Below are 23,961 nucleotides of genomic sequence, written 5' to 3' on the forward strand. Positions count from 1 at the left end.
AGAAGAACAGGAGAATCCCCTATGCTTGCTCCTCATTGATCCATAAAAAAGAGTCGAAGGACGATTGAATAAAATCGTTTTCCTTTCGACTCTCCATTTATATTAAAGTGATAATTCAGCTTCTAAGCCATAGTGATCACTGACATGGGGTTTGTTTTGATCATCAAAAATGACATGTAGACGCTGGATGTCCCATTCTGGACTTGCAAAGACGTAATCGATTCGCAATGGAACTTGATTATCCGTCCAGCCATCGATTCCAGGACCTACAGTATAAGTCCCCTTTGTTTCTTTGGCTTCGATAAAACTATCTTGAAGTTTTAGCGAACTGGATAGAATCGTTTCATACCCTTCTTGACCAGCAGGATTATTGAAATCACCAGCTAGAATAAAAGGTTTGCCTACTTGGCTGAAGTAGTTCTCAATGCGTGGCCACTCAAATTGGAAACCTTTGTCCCACCAAGAAAGATGGACGCTGGCAACAGCAATCTCTTTGCCATCTACACTTGTATGGGCAACGGCTACTCGACGCGTATGGTAGTCCGTTGGATCATCCATATTGGAGACCAAAATCTCATCCGCCTTCAAAGGTTGACGCGAAAGAACGGCTACCCCCTCATTGAGGTGATCATAGCCAATATGGTTGTAAGCCCAAGTCCAGTAATAGTGAAGACCTTGAGCAGCCAACTCCTCAACCAATACGCGAACAAAGTGATCCTTGTGAATGGCTACAGCTGATGGCAAAGCTTGATAATACTCATCCGTTTTGACTACTTCTGAGGCCATTTCTTGATTGACCTCTTGGAAACAGATCACATCATATTGTGCTTCTAAAATTTGCTCCTTGAGGGTCTCAAATTTTTGCTGGGCATTCTCTTCCATCCAACTATGGGAATTTAATGTTAAAAATTTCATCCCCTGATTTCTCCTTCTTTTCAAATCAAGAAACGGCAAGAGGCCGGGTACACTGCCCCAACCTCGTTTTCTTTGCCGACATCTCTTATAATTCTACTGTTGCAACTGGTGCATTTGCTGCCAATTTACCAGTATGTTCGACCTTAACGGATTTAATCGCATCTGCATTTGTGAAGACAACAATTGTTGAAGTTTCACGACCAGCTGCACGGATTGCATCAAGGTCTGCTTCTACCAAGAGGTCTCCAGTAGCCACTGTTTGACCTTCAGTAACTTTAACCTCAAATGGTTTTCCTTCAAGACTAACTGTATCTAGACCGATGTGAACTAAGACTTCCAAACCATTATCTGTTACCAAACCAAGGGCATGTTTGGTTGGGAAGACGCTAGTAACTTTACCAGCAACTGGTGAAACGATATGGCCATTTTCAGGCTCAACTGCAAATCCGTCTCCCATCATTTTTTGTGAGAATACAGGATCTTTCACATCTTCAATATTGATAACTTCACCATCTGCAACGGAGTGAACTTCATCTGTTACCCCTTTAAAGGTTGCTTCAGCCTTTTGAACTGCTGTCATTTGGCTAGGAAGTGTTTCAGGAATAACTTCACCTGAATCAAGTACGTCTTGGATATCAGATTTCAATACGTCAGCTTTAGGTCCATAGATCGCTTGGACACCTTGTCCTTTCATGACAAGACCCATAGCGCCTTCAGCTTTCCATTGTTCTTCTGTTCCGACTTTTTCAGCGTCCTTAACAGTTACACGAAGACGAGTCATACATGCGTCAACGTCTACGATATTGGCACGTCCACCAAGAAGGTTGATAATGTTAATGACTTGTGAGCTTGCTGAGCTTGTAGCAGCACCTGCTGCTGCACCATCTCCTGCAGGGGCATCATCATTTTGTTCATAGTTACCGTTACGTCCTGGAGTTGCATAATTGAATTTCTTAATCATGAAGTTAGCAATGAAGTACATGATAAAGGCAAAGAGGACTGTTACCCATACAAAGTTAAAGATATCTAATGCCAAACCAGCGTTGATGGCCATTGGGGTACGTGTCAAGAACTCGATTGAACCGAATGAGTGGACACGAAGGTGAACCAAGTCAGCCATTGCAAAGGCAGCCCCTTGAACAAGAGCATAGATGATGTACAATGGTGTAGCAATAAACATGAACATGTATTCAATTGGTTCTGTTACACCTGTCAAGAATGTTGCAAGGGCAGTTGCAAAAAGCATCCCTTTGTATTTTTCTTTTTTATCTGGATCCACATTGCGGTAGATGGCAACCACAATCCCCATCAAGATACCAAATGATCCGATCATTTGACCAACTTTGAAACGAGCTGGTGTGTAAGCATGAAGCAAGTGTTGGTATTGGCTAGGATCAGCTTTCTTCAAGTTGACAAGGTCTGTTACCCAAGCCAACCAAAGTGGATCTTGTCCAAATACAGTTGTTCCTTTGGCAGCACCTGTAAGAACTTGGTAGCTACCACCCAATTGAGTATAGTTGATTGGAATGGTCAACATGTGGTGAAGACCAAATGGCAAGAGAAGACGTTCCAAGGTACCAAACAAGAATGGTGCCAATACTGGAGCTGTTGATTGTGAGTTGGCAATCCAAACACCAAATCCATTAATTCCTGATTGAACTACTGGCCACAAGGCTGCCAAAACCAAGGCTGTAGCAGCTGAACGGACGATAACAACGAATGGTACAAAGCGTTTCCCATTGAAGAAAGAAAGGGCTTCTGGGAGTTTACGGTAGTTGTAGTATTTATTGAAGGCAGTTGCTCCAACGAAACCTGAGATAATCCCTACAAATACCCCCATATTAAGGGCTGGTGCTTCAAGAACACTGATGAAATAATCCGCAACTTTAATCGATCCACCGAAGATTGTATGAACCGTTGCAGCTTTATCAGCTAACATTGCAGATGTCACTCCGAAAACTGCACCGGTAATACGGTTAATCAAGATGAAAGAGAGACCAGCTGCAAAGGCACCCCCTGCACGCTCTTTGGCCCAGCTACCACCGATAGCGAGTGCAAAGAGGATGTGAAGGTTACCGATAACCCCCCAACCGATTTGTTCGAGAATCCCACCTGTAATAACAAGTGGAGATAAATTCGGGTTGATCATAGGGATTGATTTCCCGATTGAAATCATCAACCCAGCCGCTGGCATGACAGCGATAACGACCATCAAGGCCTTACCGAACTTCTGCCAGAATTCAAAGCTAAATAAACTTTTGAATGATCCTTTGTTCATCATTCAACCTCCTTATATTGTTTAAGGCTTTGTTTTAAGAAAACGTTTGCGCTTAATTTGTTTCTAGTATACCATATTTTAAAAATTTGTAAAGCCTTACATCCATTTTTTTCTCCAAATTTTATCTTTTTTAAGCCAAATCCTTTTTAAAACCTATTCTTCCCGAACGCAAACGTTTCCCTTGAAGTATAAAAATATTCGAACCCTCTAAGGGTTCGAATATTTTATTCTAATGCGTCTTGCATGGCATAGCCAATCCCACGAACGGTCTTAATATAGCTTTTTTGACCGGGTAGATCAATTTTCCCACGGAGATAACGGATATAGACGTCCACAATATTAGTCTCACCTGTACTCTCGTACTTCCAGACACTTTCCAACAACTGATCTCGTGTCACCACCCCTTTGCTTCCCATCAGAGTCGCTAAGAGATCATACTCCCTGCGGGTCAAACTAATCATGTCTTTCCCACGATAGACGGTATGGTGTTCCACATCAATGCGCAAATTGCGGTATGATGTTGGGATTTTCATCTGGCTACAATGTTGGTCAATATAATCACGTCCTCTAAAAATGGCTGTGATCTTATCTACCAAATCGCTGATAATAAAGGGTTTGACCATATAGGAAACGGCAAAGCGCTGAATACTCTCTTTGTGCTCAGCAATTTTTTCGCGGCTATCCAAAACAATCAAAACAGAAGCTGGGCGAATCCGACTGATTTCCTCTGCGAATGTTTCACCAGACATATCTGACAAATCGTAATTAAACAAGATCAGATCATATTTGGTCGCAGCAATCAAGGACAGACCCGCTTTTCCATCTTCGACCACATCAACTTGATACCCCTCTTTTTGAAGTTCCAAATCAATGAAGCGAGCGATTTGCTTCTCATTTTCTACTAGTAGAACTCGTTTGACCATAGAGCAAGATTATTTTTCGTCGTACCAAGAATAGTGGAAGGTACCTTCTTTGTCTTTACGTTTATATGTGTGAGCACCAAAGTAGTCACGTTGTGCTTGGATCAAGTTTGCTGGAAGATCCGCTGAACGGTAGCTATCGAAGTAAGTGATGGCTGCTGAGAAAGTTGGTACGGGTACACCAGCTTGAACAGCAAGAGCTACGATATCACGAACTGATTGTTGGTACTTAGCAGTGACATCCAAGAAGTACTCATCCAAAAGAAGGTTTGCAAGATCTGCATCACGGTTGTAGGCATCTGTGATCTTTTGCAAGAAACGAGAACGGATGATACATCCATCGCGCCAGATAGATGCGATGTCCGCAAATGGCAAGTTCCAATTGTTTTCTTTAGAAGCCACACGCAATTGCGCAAAACCTTGTGCGTAAGAGATGATTTTTGAGAAGTAAAGGGCTTGACGAATCTTTTCGATCAACTCAGCCTTGTCTCCTTCAAATTTGAATGCAGCTGGTTTTGGAAGAACCTTGCTAGCATGTACACGTTCTCCTTTGTAGGCTGAGATGTAACGGGCAAATACTGACTCAGTGATCAGAGACAATGGCACACCAAGGTCAAGCGCTGATTGGCTCGTCCATTTACCAGTTCCTTTGTTGCCTGCAGCGTCCAAGATGTAGTCTACGATTGGTCCATCTTGACCTTCGTCGTCTTTGCGTTTCAAGATATCAGCAGTGATTTCGATCAAGTAGCTGTCCAATTCACCCTTGTTCCATTCAGTGAAGATTTCAGCCATGTCTTCTGCAGAAAGACCAAGCAAGTGTTGCATGAGGTCATAGCTTTCTGCGATCAATTGCATATCACCGTACTCAATCCCATTGTGGACCATTTTCACGTAGTGACCAGCTCCATCAGGACCGATGTAAGTCACACATGGTTTTCCATCTTCAGGCGCTTTTGCAGAGATTTCTTCAAGAACGTCAGCTACCAAGTCATATGCTTCTTTTTGTCCACCAGGCATGATAGAAGGACCTTCAAGGGCACCTTTTTCACCACCAGATACACCTGTACCGATAAAGTTGATCCCTGAGTTCGCCAACTCTTCATTACGACGGATGGTATCTTTATAGAAAGTGTTTCCTCCGTCGATCAAAATATCACCTTTATCCAAATGTGGAAGAAGTGCTTGGATAGTTGCGTCTGTACCAGGTCCTGCTTGAACCATGAGCATGATACGACGTGGTTTTTCGATTGAGTTTACGAAGCTTTCGATATCATAGCTTGGCACAAAGTTTTTATCAGGATGGCAAGCAATCACATCTTCTGTTTTTTCTTTACTACGGTTAAAAATGGCAACTGTGTAGCCACGAGATTCGATATTAAGGGCAAGGTTACGACCCATTACGGCCATACCAACAACACCAAAGTTTGCTTTAGTCATGTGACACTCCTCTTTATAGTTTGCATTTATTCTACCATTTTTCCTCCTCAAAAGAAAGCAGAAAATAGCTTCCCGCCTTCTCCAAGAAGGAGAAGATCATGCAAGTCATTTGATCTTCAAAACAAAAGTGCCCGAGAAACAGTTCTCAGACACTTCTTGATGAATAGCATTAATCTTCTTTAGAAGCTAACTCCTCTGCTTCAATGACCGGTTGTTCTCCTTCTTTGAGTTTATTGACCGTCATATTGACCCCAAGAGCTCCTGCTAGCAATTGACGAATATCAAATCCGGCTCCTTGAGAGACTTGGTCGATACTTTGCATAATATCGCCCACCATCTTAGAAGCATTGCCTTCCCCGTACATGGTGATCTTATCAACCTTGGTTAATGGTTCTGCGACAGCACGCGCAATTTCAGGCAACTTGTCAACGACCATTTCAGTAATGGCAGCTTCTTGCATTTTCTTCATGGCTTCGGCCTTTTGGTCCAAACCTTTGGCTTCAGCTTCTAGTTTCAAGCGAATGGCTTCAGCCTCGGCACGACCTTTAGCCTCAATAGCTTCGGCCTCTTGCAATTGGGCAAATTTCTCAGCTTCGGCTTGGGCTTTTCGAGCTTCGGCTTCTTTTTGTGTTTCGAAGAGTTCTGCTTCCGCCTTGCGTTGGCGTTCAATCAATTCTGCTTCTGCAGCTTGTTGACGCGCATATTTTTCAGCTTCAGCTTGTTTGCGGATGTTGGCATCCAATTCTTGCTCACGAACCTTAACTTCGCGCTCTTTGACTTCCGCTTCTTTTTCCTGTTTCATGATATTAGCTTCGGCTGCCACGCGCTCTTGTTCACGACGTTGCACCTCTGCCTCAATCCCTTTAGCGGCATCCGCTTTTGCTTGGGCAATATCTGCTTCTTGCTTGAGGGCTGCTTGTTTGAGTTTTAATTCGTTTTGTTTTTGCGCAATTTCAAGATCGGCTGCGACGCGTTTGTCGTTAGCCAATTTATCTTGTTCTGCTTCAACTTCCTTGCGTTCACGTTCTGCTTTGGCTTTGGCAATCAAGGCATCTTTCTTAATGGTTTCAACATTTTCAATCCCGAGGTTATCGATGACTCCCCCTTCATCAGAGAAGGATTGAACCGTAAAGGCGATGACTTCTAGACCCATTTTTGCCAAGTCTGGTGCTACGTTGTCCTGCACTTTTGAGGCAAACTCTTGACGGTCATTGACCATCTTACGGAGCTCCATCTGACCGATCACTTCCCGCAAGTTTCCTTCCAAGACATCTTGGACAGAATTGGAAATATCTGTCGTATTCCAGTTCAAGAAGTTTTCTGCAGCCCGGGCAATCATTTCATCGGTTGTACCGATTTTTAATTTAACAGCTGCATCGGCACGGACGTTAATGAAGTCCAGTGTTGGGACTGCTTCTGACGTCCGAACATCTGTCGAGAATTGCTCAATATCAAGATAAGAGCGTTGTTCGACAAAGGGAATCATAAAGCCTGCTTTCCCACGCAAGTGACGTTGCTTCCGAAGACCGGTAATGACCACGACTTCGTTGGGTTTAGCATTGACATACCCTTTGACCAACAAGATCAATACAAGAATGGCTACGATTACAACAGTAATCAACCAACCTGGAATAAAGTATCCATACTTTTTCTCCTTTTTTAGAGGTCTCCCCTCTGTTGTTTATTAATCCTAGTATATCAAAAGAAGGCCTTTCCTCAAAGAAAAGACCTGTATTTATGTCTAAATTTATCAAATGCAATCTCTAGCTTATTCTTCGTCAAACAAGCCATTTAGACCGGCGAAAGGACTGTTTTCTTCTTTCTTAATCGCTTGAGCGGCTTGGTATTCTTCTTCGGATAGGATTTTCCAATCATTGCCTTCAATAAAACCTTGTCCAGCCTCTTCTTCTGGAGTGAGAACCTTGAGAGGAATATTGAGCAGGATATTATCCGCTACGCTTTCACTCAGGTCAATCTTCCCACCTTCGATTGGAAGGATCAAGTCTTCCTCTAGGGCCTCGATATCTGCGTCAGACTGTACATCCTCCGCAAACACCTCTGTTACAGGATAGCTCTCTTGAAGCTCAACAGGCTCCATGCTTCGGCTAGATGCCAAAACGATGGTATAGGTCAACTGGTAATCCAAGACATAGAGGCCTGTATCATAGGCTACTCGTCCTGTCGCTGTCACATTCTTTAAATCAAGAATTTCTGGATTACGCTTTTGCAATTCTTTGAGCAAATCCAACTCTTGATCAAAGGCTAGTCCTTCAGGATTTTTACGGATTTCTTGTGTAAATAGGTTCATTCTTTTGTCCTCAAATCTTCTAGATACTACTAGTATATCATGAAGCTGCCCCTCAACCAAGAAGTCTCCTCAAAAATTTGTTATAATCATGAAAAAAGATACAGTAACTAGGCCAATTGGTGTTGTACACAGGGTCCCACCATCTTTTGGACAAAAGAGGGTCACTGGCTAGGGCATTGTTAGATAGAGGAGAATTCATGAAAGAAATCGGAGCTGTTTTTCGGCAAATACGTGAAAGTCGCCACATCTCTTTAGAGGAAGCTACGGGTGGCGAATTTTCGCGCTCCATGTTATCTCGATTTGAAAGAGGAGAAAATGACCTGACGACCCAACGGTTTTTTCAGGCTTTGCAACAGATCAAAACCAGCCTCAGTGAGTTTTCTCATCTAGCTGGAATCGATCAGCACTCCTTTATTCCCAAATTGTTGAAAGAGCACTATGAAAACATGAGCTTGGAACACGACCAAGACTTGTACCAAAGCTACCAGCAAGCCTACCAGAAAGATCACAAAAAAGAAGACTTCTTAGCCAGCATTATTCTCAAGGCCAAAATACTTGGCTTCTATCCTGAGGTAGAGTTGGCTGCTAGCCAAGAGGAACTAGATTTCCTCTATGACTACCTCTTCTCTGTCATGGTCTGGGGAAATTTTGAGTTAAGCCTATTTTCACTGACCTCTCCTCTTTTCTCTAGTCAGCTCTATCGACAATACACAGAGGAGTTGGTCCAACGGGAGGATTTCAAGCTTCTCCTAGATTCCTCTCGTCCTGCCATCAATTCTATTTTCCTTAATGGCTTTTTTCTCGCCATTAATTCAAATGAATTTGAAGATGCATCTTTTTTTGATCACCTAATTAACGACCACTTTTACTCTGAGAACGAAGCCTACCTTCGGACGGTTTATCTCTACGCCAAAGGAGAATTTCTCTATCGAAAGGGAGAAAAAGAAATCGGTCTTGAAAAGATGGAACAGGCCATCCAGGTTCTCTCTATTCTGGATTGTAAGGACAGTGCCAACTACTACAAACAGGGCCTGCAAGAACTGATCAATAAATCCTAAAAACTCACAGATCTACTCTGTGAGTTTTTGTTGAAAATATGCAACATTAATTTTTTCTTGCTTTTTAGGTTTACAATAGGACTATCAAGTAAAGAAAGAAGGTTCTTCCCATGATGACCAAACTAAAAAACCACTTCCTCCGCTTTCTTCTCTCACATACTAGCGTTTATCTGAAGGATCAGGAACTTCTTCTCTCTGATGATGAGAAACTAGACCTCTTCAAACAGATCGTTCGATCTATCAAACAAGTCCTAGCAACTGATCACGTGAAGGAGGAAGGCTTATGAAACTCTTAGCTCGTAATAAAATTTTTGCCTTACTCAGCCTTTCTCGCTTTTTGAATACCCTTGGTGCTGCCATCTACAATCTGGTCTTTGTGGTCTTTGCCGCCAGCATGCCTCAACCTAGTCTGGCGGTTGGCATTGCCAATCTCATTGTATTTATTCCCAGCCTCTTTACCATTTTTGTTGGCATGAAGGCTGACCACACTAAGAAAAAAGCTAACTGGTTGATCCGCATCGGCTATCTCCAAGCGATGCTCTTCATCCTTATTGCGCTCATGACCAAGATTCCGGGTTACCTAGCCTTTTCGATTGTTTGCTTTTTAAACATCGTTTCAGATTGTTTGAGCGATTATCGCGGAGGCTTGCAACTCCCCATCATGAAAAAGAACATCCCCGACGAGGATTTGATGGAAGCCTATTCCTTCAACCAACTACTTAGTATGGTCTGTTCGATTTCTGGACAAGCTCTAGGAGTTTGGCTGCTAGCTATCAGCCATCAAAATTTTGCTATGGTCGCTTCGATCAATGCTGTGACTTTTCTCCTGTCTTCTACTTGTCTTCTGATGAGAAAAAAGCAGCTGACACATGCTCCCGTCATTGAGCCCAAAAGTAAGAAATCTTTGGTACACGAATGCCAAGAGATGTATTCCAATGCCAAAAATATTTTTGCAGATGAGGAGGTTCACCACTTTGGCAAGTTGCTCTTCTCATTGGTTCTCATCAATGCCCTTGGGGGATCCATCTCAGGTATCTACAATTTGCAACTGCTTCACTCCCCCTTCTTTCAGTTGAGCTTTAGCCAATCCCTCTTGATCTTAGAGGCAGTGACTATTTTAAGCATGGTCTGGGCTAGTTTGACACCCCACGATTATTTTTCCAAGCAATCGCTCCACCATATCCTCCTGTGGATCGCAGGTGGGCTGACCATGCTTGGGCTCACAAATATCCTGGTACACTGGGATTTCCTTTCCCTTCTACTCATCACTTTCCTTGGTTATCTTGTTGCAAAAATCAACCCAAAAGTTTCCAGTCTCTTAATGAGTAAATTACCCGCTGAAAAATTAGCTTCTACTTCTAGCTTTTTGGGACTGATGGTCAGCTTTGCCATGCCACTTGGGACAGCTCTCTTTTCTAGTCTAGCTATCTGGAGCCTTCCCCTAGCTTGGGGGACCTTTGCCATCCTTGGTTTCACTACCCTCCTCTTAACAACTAAATAAAAAACCCACCATTGGGTGGATTGAGCTTAAAGACAAAGTTATCTTAAAAACTTTCCTTAGGTGAGAACGGACGTCAGCGAACTTCGAAGAAGTTCCATGACTTAGTTTTGGACCCAAGGTTCCAAAACTAACGAGTGCTAGAAACATAATTGTTTCTAGCACTTTTCTCACGGCGGAAAGTTTCAATAGATGAGTTAATAATTCTAAAGAATAAATTTCTTTTATTTGTATAGAATTTATTAGATTTATAAAGAAAAACAGTTTTCCCACACTCTCAATCCTGCTAATGATGGATTTTTTACATTTTTCTTAGGCGAGCCACCCGCTCAGCAATGGGTGGGTGGGTATAAAAGAGTTTTTGCAAACCGGATTCTTTTTTTGGATCGTTGATAAAAAGAGCACTGCTCGCATCATCGACATGTCGTTGCATTGGTTCGCTATTGTCTAGTTTTAACAAAGCATTGATCATCCCTTGAGGATTCCGTGTCAATTCAACACTTGAAGCGTCTGCTAGGAACTCCCGTTGACGAGAAATGGCTAATTGGACCAAGGTCGCTGCTAATGGCGCTAAAACGATGGCAAGCAAGGAAAGGATCAACATAATAATCTCCAAACCACTGCTACCTTCTCGATCATCGTTCCGGCTACGGCCGCCGCCCCACCACATCATCCGCCCACCAATGCTAGAAAGCATGGTGATGGCACTAGCAAGGGCAACTGCAATCGTAGAGATGCGAATATCGTAATTGCGAATATGGCTGACTTCGTGTCCGATGACTCCCTCCAATTCCTCACGGTTCATCACAGCTAGAAGACCTGTCGTTGCTGCAACAGCAGCATTTTGAGGATTAGACCCTGTCGCAAATGCATTCATAGAAGGATCATCTACAATATAGACCCTAGGCATGGGGATCTGGGCTACCATAGCCATATCTTGTACAATATGGTAGAGTTGAGGGGCTTGCTCTTCCGTTACCTCATGCGCCCCATTCATCCGCATGACAACTTCGGTGGATTGAAAAATCATGCTAAAGGCATAGATTCCACCAATAATCAAAGCTAGGATGACGCCACCAAGGGAGGAGCCTAACCAGAGGTAACCAACGGCTGCTCCGATAAGAGCTAAGAGTATGAAAAAAGCAATAAGGAGAATCCAAGTTCTCCTTTTATTGCTTGCAATTTGGTCAAAGAGCATATTAGTCTCCTAATCCGCTAAAGTCCACCTTTGGTACTGCTTTTTCTTCTTCAGGCACTTGAAGAAATTCAGCTTGTCTGAAGCCGAACATTCCAGCAATTACGTTTGTTGGGAAAGTTTCCAACTTGACATTGTAATTGCTTGTGACACTATTGTACAATTGACGAGCATAAGAAATTTTGTTTTCTGTGTTGGTCAATTCTTCTTGCAATTGCATGAAGTTGGTGTTGGCTTTCAAGTCTGGGTAGTTTTCAGCCACCGCAAAGATGCCTGCTACTTGACGGGAAAGAGCATCACTGGCTGCCATTGCTTCTGCAGGTGAAGAAGCTTGCGCTACTTGTTGGCGAAGTTGAGTGACCTTAGCAAGGGTATCCCCTTCGTACTTGGCATAGCCTTTAACGGTTTCGATCAAGTTTGGAATCAAGTCATTTCGACGTTTCAATTGTACATCAATTTGACTCCAAGCTTCGCGAGTTTGCATCCGGCTTTTCACCAAACCGTTGTAAACTCCTACTACAATCAACACAAGGACCACAATGATCCCAAGAATAATCCAAATCATTTTATTGAATTCCTTTCATTTCTTTCTACCAGTATATCAAATTTCCCTTATTTTGTGGTAAAATAATAGCATGAAACCAGAAGAATTTTATGCCCGTTTAGCCGAACTCGGCTTTCCATTAACTGATCGTCAAAAAGAGCAATACGAACGCTATTTTGAGCTCCTCGTGGAATGGAATGAAAAGATTAATCTCACTGCCATCACCGAAAAAGACGAAGTCTATCTCAAGCATTTTTATGATTCGATCGCACCCATTTTACAGGGCTTGATCGAAAACCAACCCATCCGTCTCTTGGATATCGGAGCTGGCGCCGGCTTTCCAAGCCTTCCTATGAAGATTCTTTTCTCTGAACTAGATGTGACCATCATTGATTCCCTTAATAAGCGGATCAATTTTCTCCACTTGCTGGCTGAAGAGTTAGGTTTGAGCGGAGTTCATTTCTACCATGGACGTGCGGAGGACTTTGCGCAAGACAAAAATTTTCGTGCCCAATTTGATATCGTAACTGCCCGCGCGGTTGCCCGCATGCAGGTTCTCTCTGAACTGACCATCCCTTACTTGAAAGTAGGAGGACGTCTTCTTGCTCTCAAGGCCAGCAATGCTCCAGAAGAGTTGGAAGAAGCCAAAAATGCCCTCAACCTGCTATTTAGTAAGGTTGAAGACAATCTACAGTATGAATTGCCAAATGGGGATCCACGCTATATCACTCTTGTCGAAAAGAAAAAAGAAACCCCCAATAAATATCCAAGAAAAGCGGGCATGCCTAATAAAAGGCCATTGTAGTAAGATACAAAGGGCTAAGCGGATAAAGTCAAAATAGGGAATTCGACGCAGAATCCAAAAGATTCTAGGAGGATTCATCTTTTTGACACAATCCGCAGCCCGTGTTCATTTCAGTAAGATACAAAGGGTCAAGCGGATAACGTCAAATAAGAGGCTGGGACAAAAGTCCTAGCCTCTCAATTATTTTTGGATTGTCAAGCAAGACGCAGTGGTTGAGTGGGCTCTACTACGCTGATTTCATCAGCTTTTACAGTCCTACTCAACTGTGCGGAGGTGGGACGACGAAATCGAATTCTAACGAATTACCGATTTCTGTCCCACTCTCTTTTTTATTTTTGTTTCAATTCTGTTCGCATGGCTTCTTGTTGCTCTTTTGTCAGATGAACGCCCTTACTTGCAACAATCTGGCTAGAGACTTTGTTGGCAAAACTTAAGGCTTGCGTCATATCTAAACCTTCTAAACGAGCGGATATAAAGGCTCCCACATGGCTATCTCCAGCACCTACTGTATCGACAACTTCTGTTGGAAAACCGTCTGCCTCATACCAGTTGCCATCATAGGCAACCGCTCCTTTTTTACCCAAGGTGACAATGACCAATTGCCCCGTTCTCTGATACAAGTGTTCGATGGCTGGCTGGATCTCTCTGCACCCTGAAAAAGCCAGTGCTTCAGCCTCATTAACATGGAGAATAGGATGCAGATCATAAATTGCTTCCAGTCGATCCTTTGGAATCAAGAGTCCGCGTGGCCCAGGTGCGAAAATCACCTGGCCTTCTAGTTGCGAAACAGACTGGACCAATGCAAGACCGGTTGGCTCCTCGACTTCAAGGCCACACAAGTAAATGTAATCAAACGGATCCGTCTCGATCTCTTTTAGCCACTCTGCTTGGAAGCTATACTCCACTCCGTGGTCCGATAAGAAGGTCCGCTCACCATCAGACTCTACAAAGCAATAACAGCAACCATTGGCCCCTTCTAATGAGATGCTAGAGGAAATCCCTAATTGGTTCAATTCTCTCCGAATAAAATCACCATATATCCCAGAACCGACTGGCGAGACAAACTGGTAGGGTTGCGACAAAAAATGAAGAATATTGACGACATTAAAGGCACAACCTCCCACAGACCATTGCTGGTGATCAATATGGGCATCTCCTTCACGACTTGGCAAACGATCCAAGTAAATCATCACATCACAAACTGTAGAACCAATAATTAAGGCAGCTGTCATCTTTTTCTCCTTACTTTGCCTTCTATTATACCAGAGGAAAGATAAAAAACAACCAACCCCTTGTGGAGTGGTTGCTTCTCTTCTTAATCACGATAAACGGGTTGAGGACCAAAGGTTTGGGAAACCGGCATGATTTCAATCCGATTGACATTGACATGCTTGGGCTGTTGGATCAACCAAGCTACAGTGTTGGCAATGTCTTCCGGCTGAATGGCATGGGCATCTCGATAGAGGGCTTCTACCCGTTTTTCGTCTCCTTTAAAGCGAACAGAAGAGAACTCTGTCCCTTCGCAAAGACCGGGTTCAATATTGCTGACACGAATCTTCTTGCCAGCTAGATCCGCCCGAAGATTGAGGGAGAATTGCTTGACAAAAGCCTTGGATGCCCCGTAAACGTTGGCCCCTGGATAAGGCACAGTTCCTGCTGTAGAGCCCAAATTGATAATATAGCCATCATTTCGTTCCACCATCTGGGGCAAGATTTTCCTTGTCAGATAGGTCAAGCCGACAATATTGGTCTGAATCATGGTCAGCCAGTCTGCGACCTCTGCTTCATAAGCTGGGGCGAGGCCTAGGGCCAAGCCAGCATTATTGACCAAAACATCCACTCTCTCCCAAGCTTTGGGCAAACTGGCAAGTTCACGATCTACCTGAGAAAGATCCGTCACATCCATTTGCAGGGGATAAAAGGCTTCTCCCAACTCTTCTTGAAGGGCCTGTAATTTATCGATGCGTCTAGCTGACCCGATCACACGGTATCCATCTGCTACTAAGCGACGGCAAATCGCTTGACCAAAGCCAGCTGAAGCTCCTGTTACTAAAATCGTTTCTGACATGTCATTACCTCCATGGATTGTAAAAACGTCCCTGATTGACAAAGATCAGGACAATACTCAAGACCAGAACAGCTATGGCTGATAGAATCATCCCATAATCTTTCATTTCCATGGCTTGATGAGAATACCAGGTCCGCTTTTTATTTTTACCAAAACGACGTAATTCCATAGCCGTAGAAATGCTGTCAATCCGCTCAAGTGAGCTAAAGATTAAGGGAGAGATGATTTGCAAATTGCCTTTGATCCGCTGGATCAGCTTGGCCTTTTTGGACAACTCCACCCCTCTGGCTTCCTGAGACAATTTAATCGTTTGATATTCTTCTTGTACGTCAGGAATGTAACGCAGAGTCAAGCTGACAGAATAGGCAATCTTGTAAGATACGCCAATTTGGTTTAGACTTGAAGCAAACTGACTAGGATGGGTCGTCATCAAAAAAATCAAGGCTAGAGGTATGGTACAGACATACTTAAGAGCGAGATTAAAAAGATAAAAGAGTTCCTGCGAGGTGATACTATAGGAACCCCAACCCTTCATCAGTACCGTCTTTGCCCCGTAGATCTCTACACCATACTGAGGGGCAAAGAGATAGACCATGACAACATTTAACAGTGCAAAAACTAAAGCAAATGCAAGTACAAATGAAATATCCCGAAATCGAATACGAGCTGTAGAGAATAAAAGCAAGGCGCCCACACCAATTCCTAGAAGGAGCCGGGTATCATAACTCAACATGGCCGCAAGAGATACAAAAAGAAGAAAGAGTAACTTACTCGCACCTGAAAGACGATGAAGAAAACTCGTCCCCTCATGGTAGCCGACTAATCGATGCTTCATGACCTGCTCCCTTCTGTTGCATATAAAACTGCGTTAGCGCCAAGGGATCCATTCCTAATCGATTGGCTAAGGCAAAAATCGAAGTCTCTTTGAGATTAGCCTCTTGTAAAATATCCGGATGAGTGAACAGCTCTGCAGGTGAGAGATCTGCTAGAATTTGTCCATCTGATACTACAAGGGCACGATCAGAATAATCCAACATCAGTTGCATATCATGGGTAATCATGACAATGGTATGGCCTTTTTCTTGCAAGCTATCTAGAAATTCCATGATGTCAGTGTAATTGCGCTGGTCCTGACCTGCTGTCGGCTCGTCCAAGACCAAAATTTCTGGTCCTAAAACTAGTATAGAGGCGATGGTCACCCGTTTCTTTTGCCCATACGAGAGGGCAGAAATCGGCCATTTACGAAACTCATAGAGACCACAAGTTTTCAGAGCTTGATAGACACGCTCTTTGATATCCTCTTCGGCGACACCCCGCAAGCGCAAACCTAGAGCGACTTCGTCAAAAATCATATTGGTCGAAATCATTTGATTGGGGTTTTGCAGGACATAGCCCACTCGCTCAGCCCGCTCCTTGACACTCTCCTGCTTGATATCTTCACCTCTAGAGGTGTATTGCCCTTCTGTAGTAATGAATCCACAGATGGCTTTCGCAAGAGTTGATTTTCCTGCCCCATTCTTCCCGACAATCGCTAAGCGCTGCCCCTTAGGTATACTGAGGGAAATATTTTTTAAGATAGGATGATTTTCTTGATAAGCAAAGCGAATCTGCTCCAACTTCAATAGTTCTTCTGCTTCACCAGTTTTAGTAAAGGTCGCTTCTGGAATCACACAATTTACATCATCCAGTTGGATATCGTCCAAACGATCCAGATGCTCCAATTGATTGATATCCTGACCAAGCTGGCGAAGAGTTGTTAAATAGAGGGGTTCTCGAATCCCATTTTCAGCCAGAAGTGTCGTTCTCAACAACTCATCTGGTCGACCATTAAAGAGAACTTGTCCTTGATTGATCAAGATAACCCGATCAACAGGACGGTAGAGTACATCCTCTAAACGGTGTTCGATAATAATGGTGGTCGTCCTCTGTTCTTCATGAATCTGATCGATCAGATCAATAATATCCTGACCCGACTTGGGATCTAGATTAGCCAGTGGCTCATCAAAGAGCAGGATCGGACTTTCGTCAATCAGAACACCTGCTAAGCTCACTCGCTGTTTTTGCCCACCGGACAAATCTTGTGGCCGATGATCCAAGAGCTTCATCAAATCCAAGCGTTCTGCCCAACTCCGCACACGCTCTTTCATCGTTCCCAGATCCACCATGTCATTTTCCAGAGCAAAAGCCAAGTCTTCTGCGACACTCAAACCGATAAACTGGCCATCTGTATCTTGCAAAACCGTACTGACCAAATGAGATTTCTCATAAATACTGAGATTAAAGGCTTCTTTCCCCTGAATGAGGAATTGTCCACTACTGGTTCCCTTATAGATATTAGGGATAATCCCATTTAAGCACTGGCCAATGGTTGACTTACCAGAACCAGACGGCCCAACAATCAGAACCTTTTCCCCCTTATAAATGGTTAAGTTGAGATTTTTCAAGGTTGGTTCAGACTGTGCCTTGTATTGGAAGGAAAAATCCTTCAGTTCAATCATTGCTTCTTTCATTTAGTTTGCCTTTTCCCAAAAGAGCGCAAATTGGATGGCTAACTCCGCGATGCGATCCTTGCTATCTAAATCTTCATGACTAGATAAGGTTCGGATATCCCATTTTTCTTCCGAGAGGTGGTCAGCTGCATAGAAGAAATGGCAGAGCTCAAAGCCTCTATAAACTGCTAGGGCTGCCACTGCCGAACATTCCATATCCACACAGATGGCTCCTGCTTCCTTTCGTCGCTTCATCTTGTCGATGGTTTCCCGGTAGGGTGCATCTGTCGTCCACACTTTTCCTGACTGATAAGAAACCTTGTGACTATCCAGAAAGGCTTGGAAGAGAGGGAGGGTTTTCTTGTTTACTTCCACTTCATCACTAGCCGGAAGATAGTGGTAACTGGTCCCCTCGTCGCGAAGAGCAGCCGTTGGAATGATGATGGAAGTCGCTTCGATATCACGGTCTAAAACCCCACAGGTCCCAAAGAGCACCAGTTTTTCCATCCCAAATTGAATCAAATCCTCTATAATCCCCACACAGGAAGCAGCCCCAACGGGTGCATTAAAGGCACCAATCTGTTGGTCTCCAATAGTGATCCCATAGACAACGACTTCAAAATTGGCCATGGAGGTTCTTGCAATGACCTCATGGTCATAATTTTCAAGGAGGCGAGCAAAAGTTACTCTTGAAAAGCAAGAGATGACTACTTTGGGAAATCCTTCAATTGGTTCGTGTAAGTCTTGTGGATTGATAATCGCCTGTCGATTGGCATCAAATTCTTCTAACAGCATTTCGTGCACCTCTTTCATTCTACTTCTAGGCCCCTATTATACCACAATTAGCCTAGTCATTGGTTTTTGATCAAAGGAAGGGCATAAAAAAGAACTGCTCCCAGACGTTAGATTTTTCGGATCAAACGTCGGAGGGACAGTTCACTATGATATTTTTTACTTGTTCTCCAATTGCGCTAATTCTAGCAAGCGTTCTTTGGATAATTTTTTAATTTCAATTTGACTAGCATCTAGCAGCTGATATTCATCTGGCTCTAGCGCTTCTATAAGTTTCTTCAGAGTAAGAGAACCAATTGGATGGTAGTTTTCTGGCTTATCCGGATCTCCATCGATCGCAACCAAAAGAACTTGCCAATCAATGATACCCGCTAAGCCCACAATTTCTACATATTCTGCAGGAACATGTGGCACGCTTGGCAAGACCGTATCCGTATCTTCTGTCAAGCTATAGCTAGCTAAAAATGCTCCTGTCTCCCCCTGTTGATAAAAACGGACTTGACTGAAATAAGCTGCACTATATTGAATCTTCTTGATAAAGGCAGAGTAGGCTTCTAGTGGATGGACATGGTTCAAGACTTCCTGCACTGTATCCCGATCCAAATAGACTGGATGAGCGAAGCCTTGTACTTCAAACTCTTTTAGATCTTTTTCTTTCGTCACATTACCCAGCGTTTCTAGGATGACGACTTCATAATCAAAATGGAAAACAGAATCTGGAGTATAGCTTACGCCGTCACTGGCCACAATCTCCGTTCCTAATACTTCTCCTAGGCGACTGATCCATCGAAGGGCCAACTGCCAATCTTCTTCTATCGCAAAAGAGGGCACCTGAATCTGATAAGACTCTTCCTCATCAAAATAGCGTAACTGCAGAGGAAGACCGCTCTTACCAAATACGATACAGTTCAAGCCTTCAAAATCATTTAAGGGACGATGAAGGGTGGCAGGATCATAGTTGTAGGTTGTTAACCCTTCTACTAATTTAAGAACTTCCTGTGCTGCGAGTACTTTCTGATAGCCAAATAAGCTCTTTTTATTTTTGATTGAAAACACGATACTCATTTGTTTTCTCCTTTGTGAAATCGCTTACCTAAAGTATAGCACAATTTTCAATCAATTTCCATATAAAAACAGCCTGAGCTTTCAGACTGTTTGTTTCCATTATGCAGGTGCTCCATCAAGCGTCTCACCGATAAGGGCTAAACGCTCACGAACTTCTGCTTGTGACAAGTTGTGTTCTTCTACATAGCGATTGCGAGGGTGAACTCGGCACTCATGTGAGCAGCCACGGAGGTACTTGTCTTCGTTTTCTTCTGAGGTCAAGATGCGACGGTTACAGAAAGGATTTCCACAGTTGACATAGCGTTCGCATGGTGTTCCATCAAACCAGTCTTTTCCGACAACGCTTGGATCGACATGGTTGACATCGACTGCAATCCGCTCGTCAAAGACGTACATTTTCCCATCCCACAGTTCGCCTTGAACTTCTGGGTCTTTCCCATAAGTGGCGATTCCACCATGCAATTGACCAACATCTTTGTAGCCTTCACGCACCATCCAACCCGAGAATTTCTCACAACGGACTCCACCAGTACAGTAGACGACAACACGCTTGTCCATGAATTTTTCCTTGTTATCACGGACCCATTGTGGCAATTCACGGAAATTGCGGATGTCAGGACGAATAGCGCCACGGAAGTGTCCAAGGTCGTACTCGTAGTCGTTTCGAGTATCAAGAACAACGGTATCCTCGTCGAGAAGAGCTTCTTTAAACTCTTTTGGAGACAAGTAAGCACCTGTCGTTTCAAGAGGATTGATGTCATTATCGAAATTATCATCCTCTAAACCAAGGTGGACAATCTCTTTCTTATAACGTACAAACATCTTCTTGAAAGCTTGCTCTTCTTCCTCGTCAATTTTGAACCAGAGGTCTTCCATACCTGGAAGGCTGTGAACGTAGTCCATGTATTTTTGTGTTGTTTCGTAGTCACCAGAAACAGTTCCATTGATTCCTTCGTCAGCGACTAGGATACGTCCTTTGAGGCCGATTGATTTACAGAAGGCCAAGTGGTCGGCTGCAAATTGTTCTGCATTTTCAATGGGGGTATAGAGGTAGTAGAGTAAAACACGAATAGGTTTTGCCATAAGATTCTCTTTTCTAAGATTAAATTATCAGAATTTTTCATTCAACTATACCAGTATACTCCCCCAAGAAAGCGAATGCAATTTATTTGACCGAAAAATAAAAGCCTGGGGTTCCAGACTTTTTTACGACAAAAATAAGGTTTCAACTAATTACTCTTCTTTTTCCAACTGATCCAGATAGGCTTCATAGCGTTTTTTCTCAACTTTTGCTAGGAGCATCACAAGGGTATTCACTCCCCATACAATTGGAAGATTCAGTAAAAAGGTAATAGGAAGTACTAGTAAGAATTTTGAATGAAAAGGATTTGACTGATAAACAGCTTGGTTTAATTGAAAATTTTGAGCCCAGATAAACAAGGAAAGAACAAGGGTTACTGCTACAATTCCCATCACATTTAGATAGCTATAATTGATAAATCTCACACCCAATCGTTGACAACGCACCGAATAATAAAATCCTGAGACGATGAGTAAGGCTACCACCATGATTGGACTCAGCCCCACCTTAGATGTAAAAATGGATCCCACACTAAAAACAGTTAAGGCAAGGAAAAGAAAACCAGCTGTCTCAGCCCCAGCCTTATTAGCTAGGCCTTCTTCTCGTTCATCTATGATTTGTTTGTTCAGCAATTGTAATCTCATCTCTTCCTCCTTATTCTTCATCCTCTAATTCTGCCTCGATCTTTGCTTGTTTTTTCCGATTGATAAGAGCAAGTGGTTTTTCAAGCAGATCTGTCAGGATGGCAAAGACGAGAATTTCTAATAGAATTTTGACCAGATACTTGGGACTCAAGATAAAGCTCATTGCTTCTCTCTTTCCAATCACATCCATAGCTGTCACAAGCACAGCAAAGAATAGACCTGATCCTAGGCGACTCAACCAGCTATCTTTTTCTAACATATCTCGAACATCAATCCCTGAACTGATCCTTCTCACAAAGGCAGAGGCTCCCATGGCAATCAGAAGGAACATCTCAGGGAGATAAGCGACTAGGTCTAAGTCCAGGATACTGGATTTCACAAAGGCGGATAGGGCAATAAAGCAGGTCATGCCAAGGACAAGTTCTCCTGCGATTTTTCCATCAAGTAGCATGGTCCGTTCATCTTTTACAATTGGTTCTTTCTTTTGTTTCATATGTTTCCTCTTTCTATGTTAAAACTGTTACTCCCAGAACAGTTGATCCAGCGTCTTATCCAAGGTCTTACAGATAGCAAGGCAGAGGCTGAGGGTTGGATTGTATTTCCCTGCCTCAATCAGGCCAATGGTCTGGCGTGTCACCCCGATGGCATCTGCAAGATCCCCCTGGGTCATATCATGTTCGACCCGGGCCATTTTTAATTTGAGATTTTTCGCCACATGATTTTCCTTTCTTGTTTTTATAGCTTTATTATACACTATATTTTCTATTTTGCAATATATATCTTACATTTTGTAAAAAATATTTTTTACAAAACAAAAAAGCCTGGTTCCCCAGACTTACTCTTCTGTACGTTTAATCTTTTGTCAAACTTCCATCTTTTGTTTGAGTCCGTGCATAAGCAATCAAGAGAAGAGAACCTGCAACAGCTACTGTTAAAGCATTAAACGAACCGGCAACAACACCTTGTAGGAAGACTTTATTGGCACTTTCCTTGTAGATCAAGACATCTCCAACCGGAGCAATCAAGCCCCAGATCACAAGGTTGGATACGATTTGAACAACGTTAAAGACAATTAATTCTTTCTTTGTCACTTCCCCTTTAAATTCACCGATTTGTTTGCGGAAGAAACCAACAAAGAGTCCAAACAAACCACTTGAAATGATCCAAGTCCACCAAAGACCACCTGACATAGCGTCCTTAATGGCATGACCAATCAAGCCGATTAAGAAGCCGACAATTGGGCCAAAGACTACACTAAAGAGAGCTTGAAGGGCATATTGCAACTGAATGCTCGTATTCGGTGCAGGTGCAGGGATTTGCAACATAGCAATCACGACAAAGAGGGCTGCTCCAACCCCAATAGCTACAACATCTTTAATTGAAAATAATGATTTCTGTTTCATTATGATATCTCCTATTAATTTTCCATTTTTCTAATCTCGATATGCCAAGAAGCCCCAACTCCTACATTATAGGCCTTGGCAAAGGATCCCTGGTTGATGGCAAGACCAACACGGTAAAGGGAATTGATATAAAGGATTGGCTGTCCAATCCGCACGTCGGCGAAAGACTTGCCGTAGGTTACTTGGTTTTGATAAACCAGCATGTCATTGTTATAGATGGTCACTTCAAAACGTTCCCCAAATTCAGGTGACAAATGATTGAACTCTTCCCGAGTAATGGAAGTCCAAAGAGAACCAAAGCGCACATCTAGGATGTCAACTGCACCTTTAACAAGATTATCCTCAAGAACCGTCTCAACCACTGGGATTTCCACAATATGTTCGACACTGAGTTCTGGTCCGACTTCTTCAAAACTAATATGGCCACTGGCCAACTTAGCTCCTGTATAGGCGTAGACATCACGCCCATGGAAGGTATAAGAAAACTCTGTATTGGCCCGGCGGTTCTTCACTTCTGAAATCTCACGGATAGCAACAATCCCTACATGTTTCTTGATAAAAGAGAGAGTTCCATTATCCGGAGTGACAATGTATTGATTTTTCGCCGTTTTAGCTACGACACTCTTTCGTTTGGAACCGACACCAGGATCGACCACCGAAACAAAGGTTGTCCCTTCTGGCCAGTAATCTACTGTCTGAAAGAGACGGTAACTCCCTTCAAAAATATTGTAGGGGGTAATATCATGAGTTAAGTGGTGAATTTTAAGGGTTGGTGATTCTTCTAAAGCAACCCCAATCATAGCAGAGACAGCCCCATCCACCAGACCAAAGTCTGACTGAAGGACTAGTAAATTATTGTGCATATTTCTTCTCCATCATATCATTTTCTATCTAGCTTTTGATAGACCAAAGATCCAAGAAGATAACCTAGTAGAGCTCCAAGAAGAAGGGTCAGTAAAAACCAGCTCACCGTTCCTATATTCGACGGTACCATAACGCGTTCAATATAATCCATCGACTTCCCACGTGCTAGTAAAGAAGCACGGTAACTAGACGGTTGGATCCACATCATAAGAATGGGCCCTGTCGTCGTAAAGGAAAAGAGGAGGAAAGACAGCGCATTGCCTAATTTCGACTGGTAGTGACCACGGCCTGCGACCAATTCTGCCAAAAGCCCTCCAACAAGAGCAGGCAGAAAAGCTCCAGCTCCATGACGAGTAAAAAGGAAAAAAGCACCAATCACAAGAGCGACTACTAGGATGGCCCCTGTTCGTTGAATTTTTTCAACATAAACTCGATAGATCCCTCCACCCACTAGGGCAGAGAAGGCTGGAGCATAAAACATGTTCCCTCGATGGTCAACCAGACTTCCAAGTAGGACACCTAATCCAATGGCAAGAAAATACAAGGCTGCAAAGGCTGCAACCTGCTTAAATTGATGTTTCTGTATCATGGCATTCT

At 43.2% G+C, this 23,961-nt stretch carries 25 protein-coding genes; 4 read left to right on the plus strand and 21 right to left on the minus strand.

Annotated features, from left to right (window positions below):
* Positions 1 to 102: 102 nt before the first annotated feature.
* The 6 genes from I2F76_RS06425 to I2F76_RS06450 all read right to left on the minus strand — a co-directional run bounded on the left by I2F76_RS06425 (position 103) and on the right by I2F76_RS06450 (position 7,858).
* Entirely contained in the window at positions 103 to 915 is an 813-nt protein-coding gene (locus tag I2F76_RS06425; protein ID WP_155170104.1) for an endonuclease/exonuclease/phosphatase family protein, read from the minus strand.
* Between the two features lie 85 nt (positions 916 to 1,000).
* On the minus strand, positions 1,001 to 3,193 hold the full coding sequence (locus I2F76_RS06430) for a PTS transporter subunit IIBC (RefSeq protein WP_155170322.1): 2,193 nt from the start codon (positions 3,191 to 3,193) through the stop codon (positions 1,001 to 1,003).
* 224 nt (positions 3,194 to 3,417) lie between these two features.
* A complete protein-coding gene (locus I2F76_RS06435; RefSeq protein ID WP_070845689.1) occupies positions 3,418 to 4,116 on the minus strand; it encodes a response regulator transcription factor in 699 nt (232 codons plus the stop codon).
* A gap of 9 nt (positions 4,117 to 4,125) precedes the next feature.
* A complete protein-coding gene (gene gndA, locus I2F76_RS06440; RefSeq protein ID WP_195487490.1) occupies positions 4,126 to 5,550 on the minus strand; it encodes an NADP-dependent phosphogluconate dehydrogenase in 1,425 nt (474 codons plus the stop codon).
* Positions 5,551 to 5,719: 169 nt separating this feature from the next.
* Positions 5,720 to 7,171 (minus strand): flotillin family protein, encoded by a 1,452-nt coding sequence (locus I2F76_RS06445; RefSeq protein WP_229289717.1) that lies wholly within the window; start codon positions 7,169 to 7,171, stop codon positions 5,720 to 5,722.
* Positions 7,172 to 7,318: 147 nt separating this feature from the next.
* Positions 7,319 to 7,858 (minus strand): YceD family protein, encoded by a 540-nt coding sequence (locus tag I2F76_RS06450; RefSeq protein WP_070665481.1) that lies wholly within the window; start codon positions 7,856 to 7,858, stop codon positions 7,319 to 7,321.
* 197 nt (positions 7,859 to 8,055) lie between these two features.
* On the opposite strand from I2F76_RS06450, the gene I2F76_RS06455 reads away from it, so the two are divergent.
* The 3 genes from I2F76_RS06455 (at position 8,056) to I2F76_RS06465 (ending at position 10,417) form a co-directional block, all read left to right on the plus strand.
* The gene (locus I2F76_RS06455; RefSeq protein WP_195487491.1) at positions 8,056 to 8,916 is read left to right on the plus strand and encodes a helix-turn-helix domain-containing protein; all 861 of its coding nucleotides are present in this window, start codon (positions 8,056 to 8,058) and stop codon (positions 8,914 to 8,916) included.
* Positions 8,917 to 9,026: 110 nt separating this feature from the next.
* The gene (locus I2F76_RS06460) at positions 9,027 to 9,203 is read left to right on the plus strand and encodes a hypothetical protein (RefSeq protein ID WP_162837396.1); all 177 of its coding nucleotides are present in this window, start codon (positions 9,027 to 9,029) and stop codon (positions 9,201 to 9,203) included.
* Positions 9,200 to 10,417 (plus strand): MFS transporter, encoded by a 1,218-nt coding sequence (locus I2F76_RS06465; RefSeq protein ID WP_154857513.1) that lies wholly within the window; start codon positions 9,200 to 9,202, stop codon positions 10,415 to 10,417. The genes I2F76_RS06460 and I2F76_RS06465 overlap by 4 nt, the downstream gene beginning before the upstream one ends.
* Before the next feature lie 298 nt (positions 10,418 to 10,715).
* Here I2F76_RS06465 and htpX read toward each other — a convergent pair whose 3' ends face one another.
* Together htpX and I2F76_RS06475 are read right to left on the minus strand one after the other, a co-directional pair.
* Positions 10,716 to 11,612: a zinc metalloprotease HtpX gene (htpX, locus tag I2F76_RS06470; protein WP_195487492.1), complete on the minus strand. Its 897-nt coding sequence runs from the start codon at positions 11,610 to 11,612 to the stop codon at positions 10,716 to 10,718.
* Between the two features lies 1 nt (position 11,613).
* The gene (locus I2F76_RS06475) at positions 11,614 to 12,174 is read right to left on the minus strand and encodes a LemA family protein (RefSeq protein WP_023918932.1); all 561 of its coding nucleotides are present in this window, start codon (positions 12,172 to 12,174) and stop codon (positions 11,614 to 11,616) included.
* A 70-nt stretch (positions 12,175 to 12,244) separates the two neighbouring features.
* Here I2F76_RS06475 and rsmG point away from each other — a divergent pair, with 70 nt between their 5' ends.
* Positions 12,245 to 12,958 (plus strand): 16S rRNA (guanine(527)-N(7))-methyltransferase RsmG, encoded by a 714-nt coding sequence (gene rsmG / locus I2F76_RS06480; protein WP_195487493.1) that lies wholly within the window; start codon positions 12,245 to 12,247, stop codon positions 12,956 to 12,958.
* A 329-nt stretch (positions 12,959 to 13,287) separates the two neighbouring features.
* Here rsmG and I2F76_RS06485 read toward each other — a convergent pair whose 3' ends face one another.
* From I2F76_RS06485 to I2F76_RS06545, 13 genes are all read right to left on the minus strand, one after another.
* Positions 13,288 to 14,190, minus strand: a complete 903-nt coding sequence (locus I2F76_RS06485; protein WP_195487494.1) for a carbohydrate kinase family protein — start codon at positions 14,188 to 14,190, stop codon at positions 13,288 to 13,290.
* An 83-nt stretch (positions 14,191 to 14,273) separates the two neighbouring features.
* Entirely contained in the window at positions 14,274 to 15,026 is a 753-nt protein-coding gene (locus I2F76_RS06490; protein WP_155126566.1) for an SDR family oxidoreductase, read from the minus strand.
* A gap of 4 nt (positions 15,027 to 15,030) precedes the next feature.
* Positions 15,031 to 15,861, minus strand: coding sequence for an energy-coupling factor transporter transmembrane component T family protein (locus I2F76_RS06495; RefSeq protein ID WP_031572996.1), 831 nt, complete (start codon positions 15,859 to 15,861; stop codon positions 15,031 to 15,033).
* Positions 15,833 to 17,536: an ABC transporter ATP-binding protein gene (locus I2F76_RS06500; RefSeq protein ID WP_195487495.1), complete on the minus strand. Its 1,704-nt coding sequence runs from the start codon at positions 17,534 to 17,536 to the stop codon at positions 15,833 to 15,835. Before I2F76_RS06500 ends, I2F76_RS06495 begins: the two co-directional genes overlap by 29 nt.
* On the minus strand, positions 17,537 to 18,310 hold the full coding sequence (locus I2F76_RS06505; protein WP_195487496.1) for a nucleoside phosphorylase: 774 nt from the start codon (positions 18,308 to 18,310) through the stop codon (positions 17,537 to 17,539).
* Between the two features lie 156 nt (positions 18,311 to 18,466).
* Complete coding sequence (locus I2F76_RS06510; RefSeq protein ID WP_031572988.1) at positions 18,467 to 19,372, minus strand: DUF4299 family protein; 906 nt, start codon at positions 19,370 to 19,372, stop codon at positions 18,467 to 18,469.
* A gap of 99 nt (positions 19,373 to 19,471) precedes the next feature.
* Positions 19,472 to 20,455 carry a rhodanese-related sulfurtransferase gene (locus I2F76_RS06515; protein ID WP_045759784.1) on the minus strand — a complete coding sequence of 328 codons (984 nt, stop codon included), beginning with the start codon at positions 20,453 to 20,455 and terminating at the stop codon, positions 19,472 to 19,474.
* A gap of 150 nt (positions 20,456 to 20,605) precedes the next feature.
* A complete protein-coding gene (locus I2F76_RS06520) occupies positions 20,606 to 21,097 on the minus strand; it encodes a DUF6773 family protein (protein ID WP_031572982.1) in 492 nt (163 codons plus the stop codon).
* 10 nt (positions 21,098 to 21,107) lie between these two features.
* Complete coding sequence (locus I2F76_RS06525) at positions 21,108 to 21,590, minus strand: DUF6773 family protein (protein ID WP_031572979.1); 483 nt, start codon at positions 21,588 to 21,590, stop codon at positions 21,108 to 21,110.
* 27 nt (positions 21,591 to 21,617) lie between these two features.
* Positions 21,618 to 21,812: a helix-turn-helix transcriptional regulator gene (locus tag I2F76_RS06530; RefSeq protein WP_003005328.1), complete on the minus strand. Its 195-nt coding sequence runs from the start codon at positions 21,810 to 21,812 to the stop codon at positions 21,618 to 21,620.
* Between the two features lie 136 nt (positions 21,813 to 21,948).
* Complete coding sequence (locus I2F76_RS06535) at positions 21,949 to 22,500, minus strand: ECF-type riboflavin transporter substrate-binding protein (RefSeq protein ID WP_003008479.1); 552 nt, start codon at positions 22,498 to 22,500, stop codon at positions 21,949 to 21,951.
* Between the two features lie 14 nt (positions 22,501 to 22,514).
* Complete coding sequence (locus tag I2F76_RS06540) at positions 22,515 to 23,363, minus strand: SAM hydrolase/SAM-dependent halogenase family protein (RefSeq protein ID WP_031572973.1); 849 nt, start codon at positions 23,361 to 23,363, stop codon at positions 22,515 to 22,517.
* 17 nt (positions 23,364 to 23,380) lie between these two features.
* Positions 23,381 to 23,953 (minus strand): MptD family putative ECF transporter S component, encoded by a 573-nt coding sequence (locus I2F76_RS06545; protein ID WP_195487497.1) that lies wholly within the window; start codon positions 23,951 to 23,953, stop codon positions 23,381 to 23,383.
* Positions 23,954 to 23,961 lie beyond the last annotated feature (8 nt).

Origin of the sequence: Streptococcus parasanguinis (assembly GCF_015557775.1) — a bacterium.
Lineage (GTDB): Bacteria > Bacillota > Bacilli > Lactobacillales > Streptococcaceae > Streptococcus > Streptococcus parasanguinis_AA.

Excerpts from the sequence above, each read along its gene's own strand:
- I2F76_RS06425 (WP_155170104.1), bottom strand. The coding sequence starts at position 915 with ATGAAATTTTTAACATTAAATTCCCATAGTTGGATGGAAGAGAATGCC.
- I2F76_RS06430 (WP_155170322.1), bottom strand. The coding sequence starts at position 3,193 with ATGAACAAAGGATCATTCAAAAGTTTATTTAGCTTTGAATTCTGGCAG.
- I2F76_RS06435 (WP_070845689.1), bottom strand. The coding sequence starts at position 4,116 with ATGGTCAAACGAGTTCTACTAGTAGAAAATGAGAAGCAAATCGCTCGC.
- gndA (WP_195487490.1), bottom strand. The coding sequence starts at position 5,550 with ATGACTAAAGCAAACTTTGGTGTTGTTGGTATGGCCGTAATGGGTCGT.
- I2F76_RS06450 (WP_070665481.1), bottom strand. The coding sequence starts at position 7,858 with ATGAACCTATTTACACAAGAAATCCGTAAAAATCCTGAAGGACTAGCC.
- I2F76_RS06455 (WP_195487491.1), top strand. The coding sequence starts at position 8,056 with ATGAAAGAAATCGGAGCTGTTTTTCGGCAAATACGTGAAAGTCGCCAC.
- I2F76_RS06460 (WP_162837396.1), top strand. The coding sequence starts at position 9,027 with ATGATGACCAAACTAAAAAACCACTTCCTCCGCTTTCTTCTCTCACAT.
- I2F76_RS06465 (WP_154857513.1), top strand. The coding sequence starts at position 9,200 with ATGAAACTCTTAGCTCGTAATAAAATTTTTGCCTTACTCAGCCTTTCT.
- htpX (WP_195487492.1), bottom strand. The coding sequence starts at position 11,612 with ATGCTCTTTGACCAAATTGCAAGCAATAAAAGGAGAACTTGGATTCTC.
- I2F76_RS06475 (WP_023918932.1), bottom strand. The coding sequence starts at position 12,174 with ATGATTTGGATTATTCTTGGGATCATTGTGGTCCTTGTGTTGATTGTA.
- rsmG (WP_195487493.1), top strand. The coding sequence starts at position 12,245 with ATGAAACCAGAAGAATTTTATGCCCGTTTAGCCGAACTCGGCTTTCCA.
- I2F76_RS06485 (WP_195487494.1), bottom strand. The coding sequence starts at position 14,190 with ATGACAGCTGCCTTAATTATTGGTTCTACAGTTTGTGATGTGATGATT.
- I2F76_RS06490 (WP_155126566.1), bottom strand. The coding sequence starts at position 15,026 with ATGTCAGAAACGATTTTAGTAACAGGAGCTTCAGCTGGCTTTGGTCAA.
- I2F76_RS06495 (WP_031572996.1), bottom strand. The coding sequence starts at position 15,861 with ATGAAGCATCGATTAGTCGGCTACCATGAGGGGACGAGTTTTCTTCAT.
- I2F76_RS06500 (WP_195487495.1), bottom strand. The coding sequence starts at position 17,536 with ATGAAAGAAGCAATGATTGAACTGAAGGATTTTTCCTTCCAATACAAG.
- I2F76_RS06505 (WP_195487496.1), bottom strand. The coding sequence starts at position 18,310 with ATGCTGTTAGAAGAATTTGATGCCAATCGACAGGCGATTATCAATCCA.
- I2F76_RS06510 (WP_031572988.1), bottom strand. The coding sequence starts at position 19,372 with ATGAGTATCGTGTTTTCAATCAAAAATAAAAAGAGCTTATTTGGCTAT.
- I2F76_RS06515 (WP_045759784.1), bottom strand. The coding sequence starts at position 20,455 with ATGGCAAAACCTATTCGTGTTTTACTCTACTACCTCTATACCCCCATT.
- I2F76_RS06520 (WP_031572982.1), bottom strand. The coding sequence starts at position 21,097 with ATGAGATTACAATTGCTGAACAAACAAATCATAGATGAACGAGAAGAA.
- I2F76_RS06525 (WP_031572979.1), bottom strand. The coding sequence starts at position 21,590 with ATGAAACAAAAGAAAGAACCAATTGTAAAAGATGAACGGACCATGCTA.
- I2F76_RS06535 (WP_003008479.1), bottom strand. The coding sequence starts at position 22,500 with ATGAAACAGAAATCATTATTTTCAATTAAAGATGTTGTAGCTATTGGG.
- I2F76_RS06540 (WP_031572973.1), bottom strand. The coding sequence starts at position 23,363 with ATGCACAATAATTTACTAGTCCTTCAGTCAGACTTTGGTCTGGTGGAT.
- I2F76_RS06545 (WP_195487497.1), bottom strand. The coding sequence starts at position 23,953 with ATGATACAGAAACATCAATTTAAGCAGGTTGCAGCCTTTGCAGCCTTG.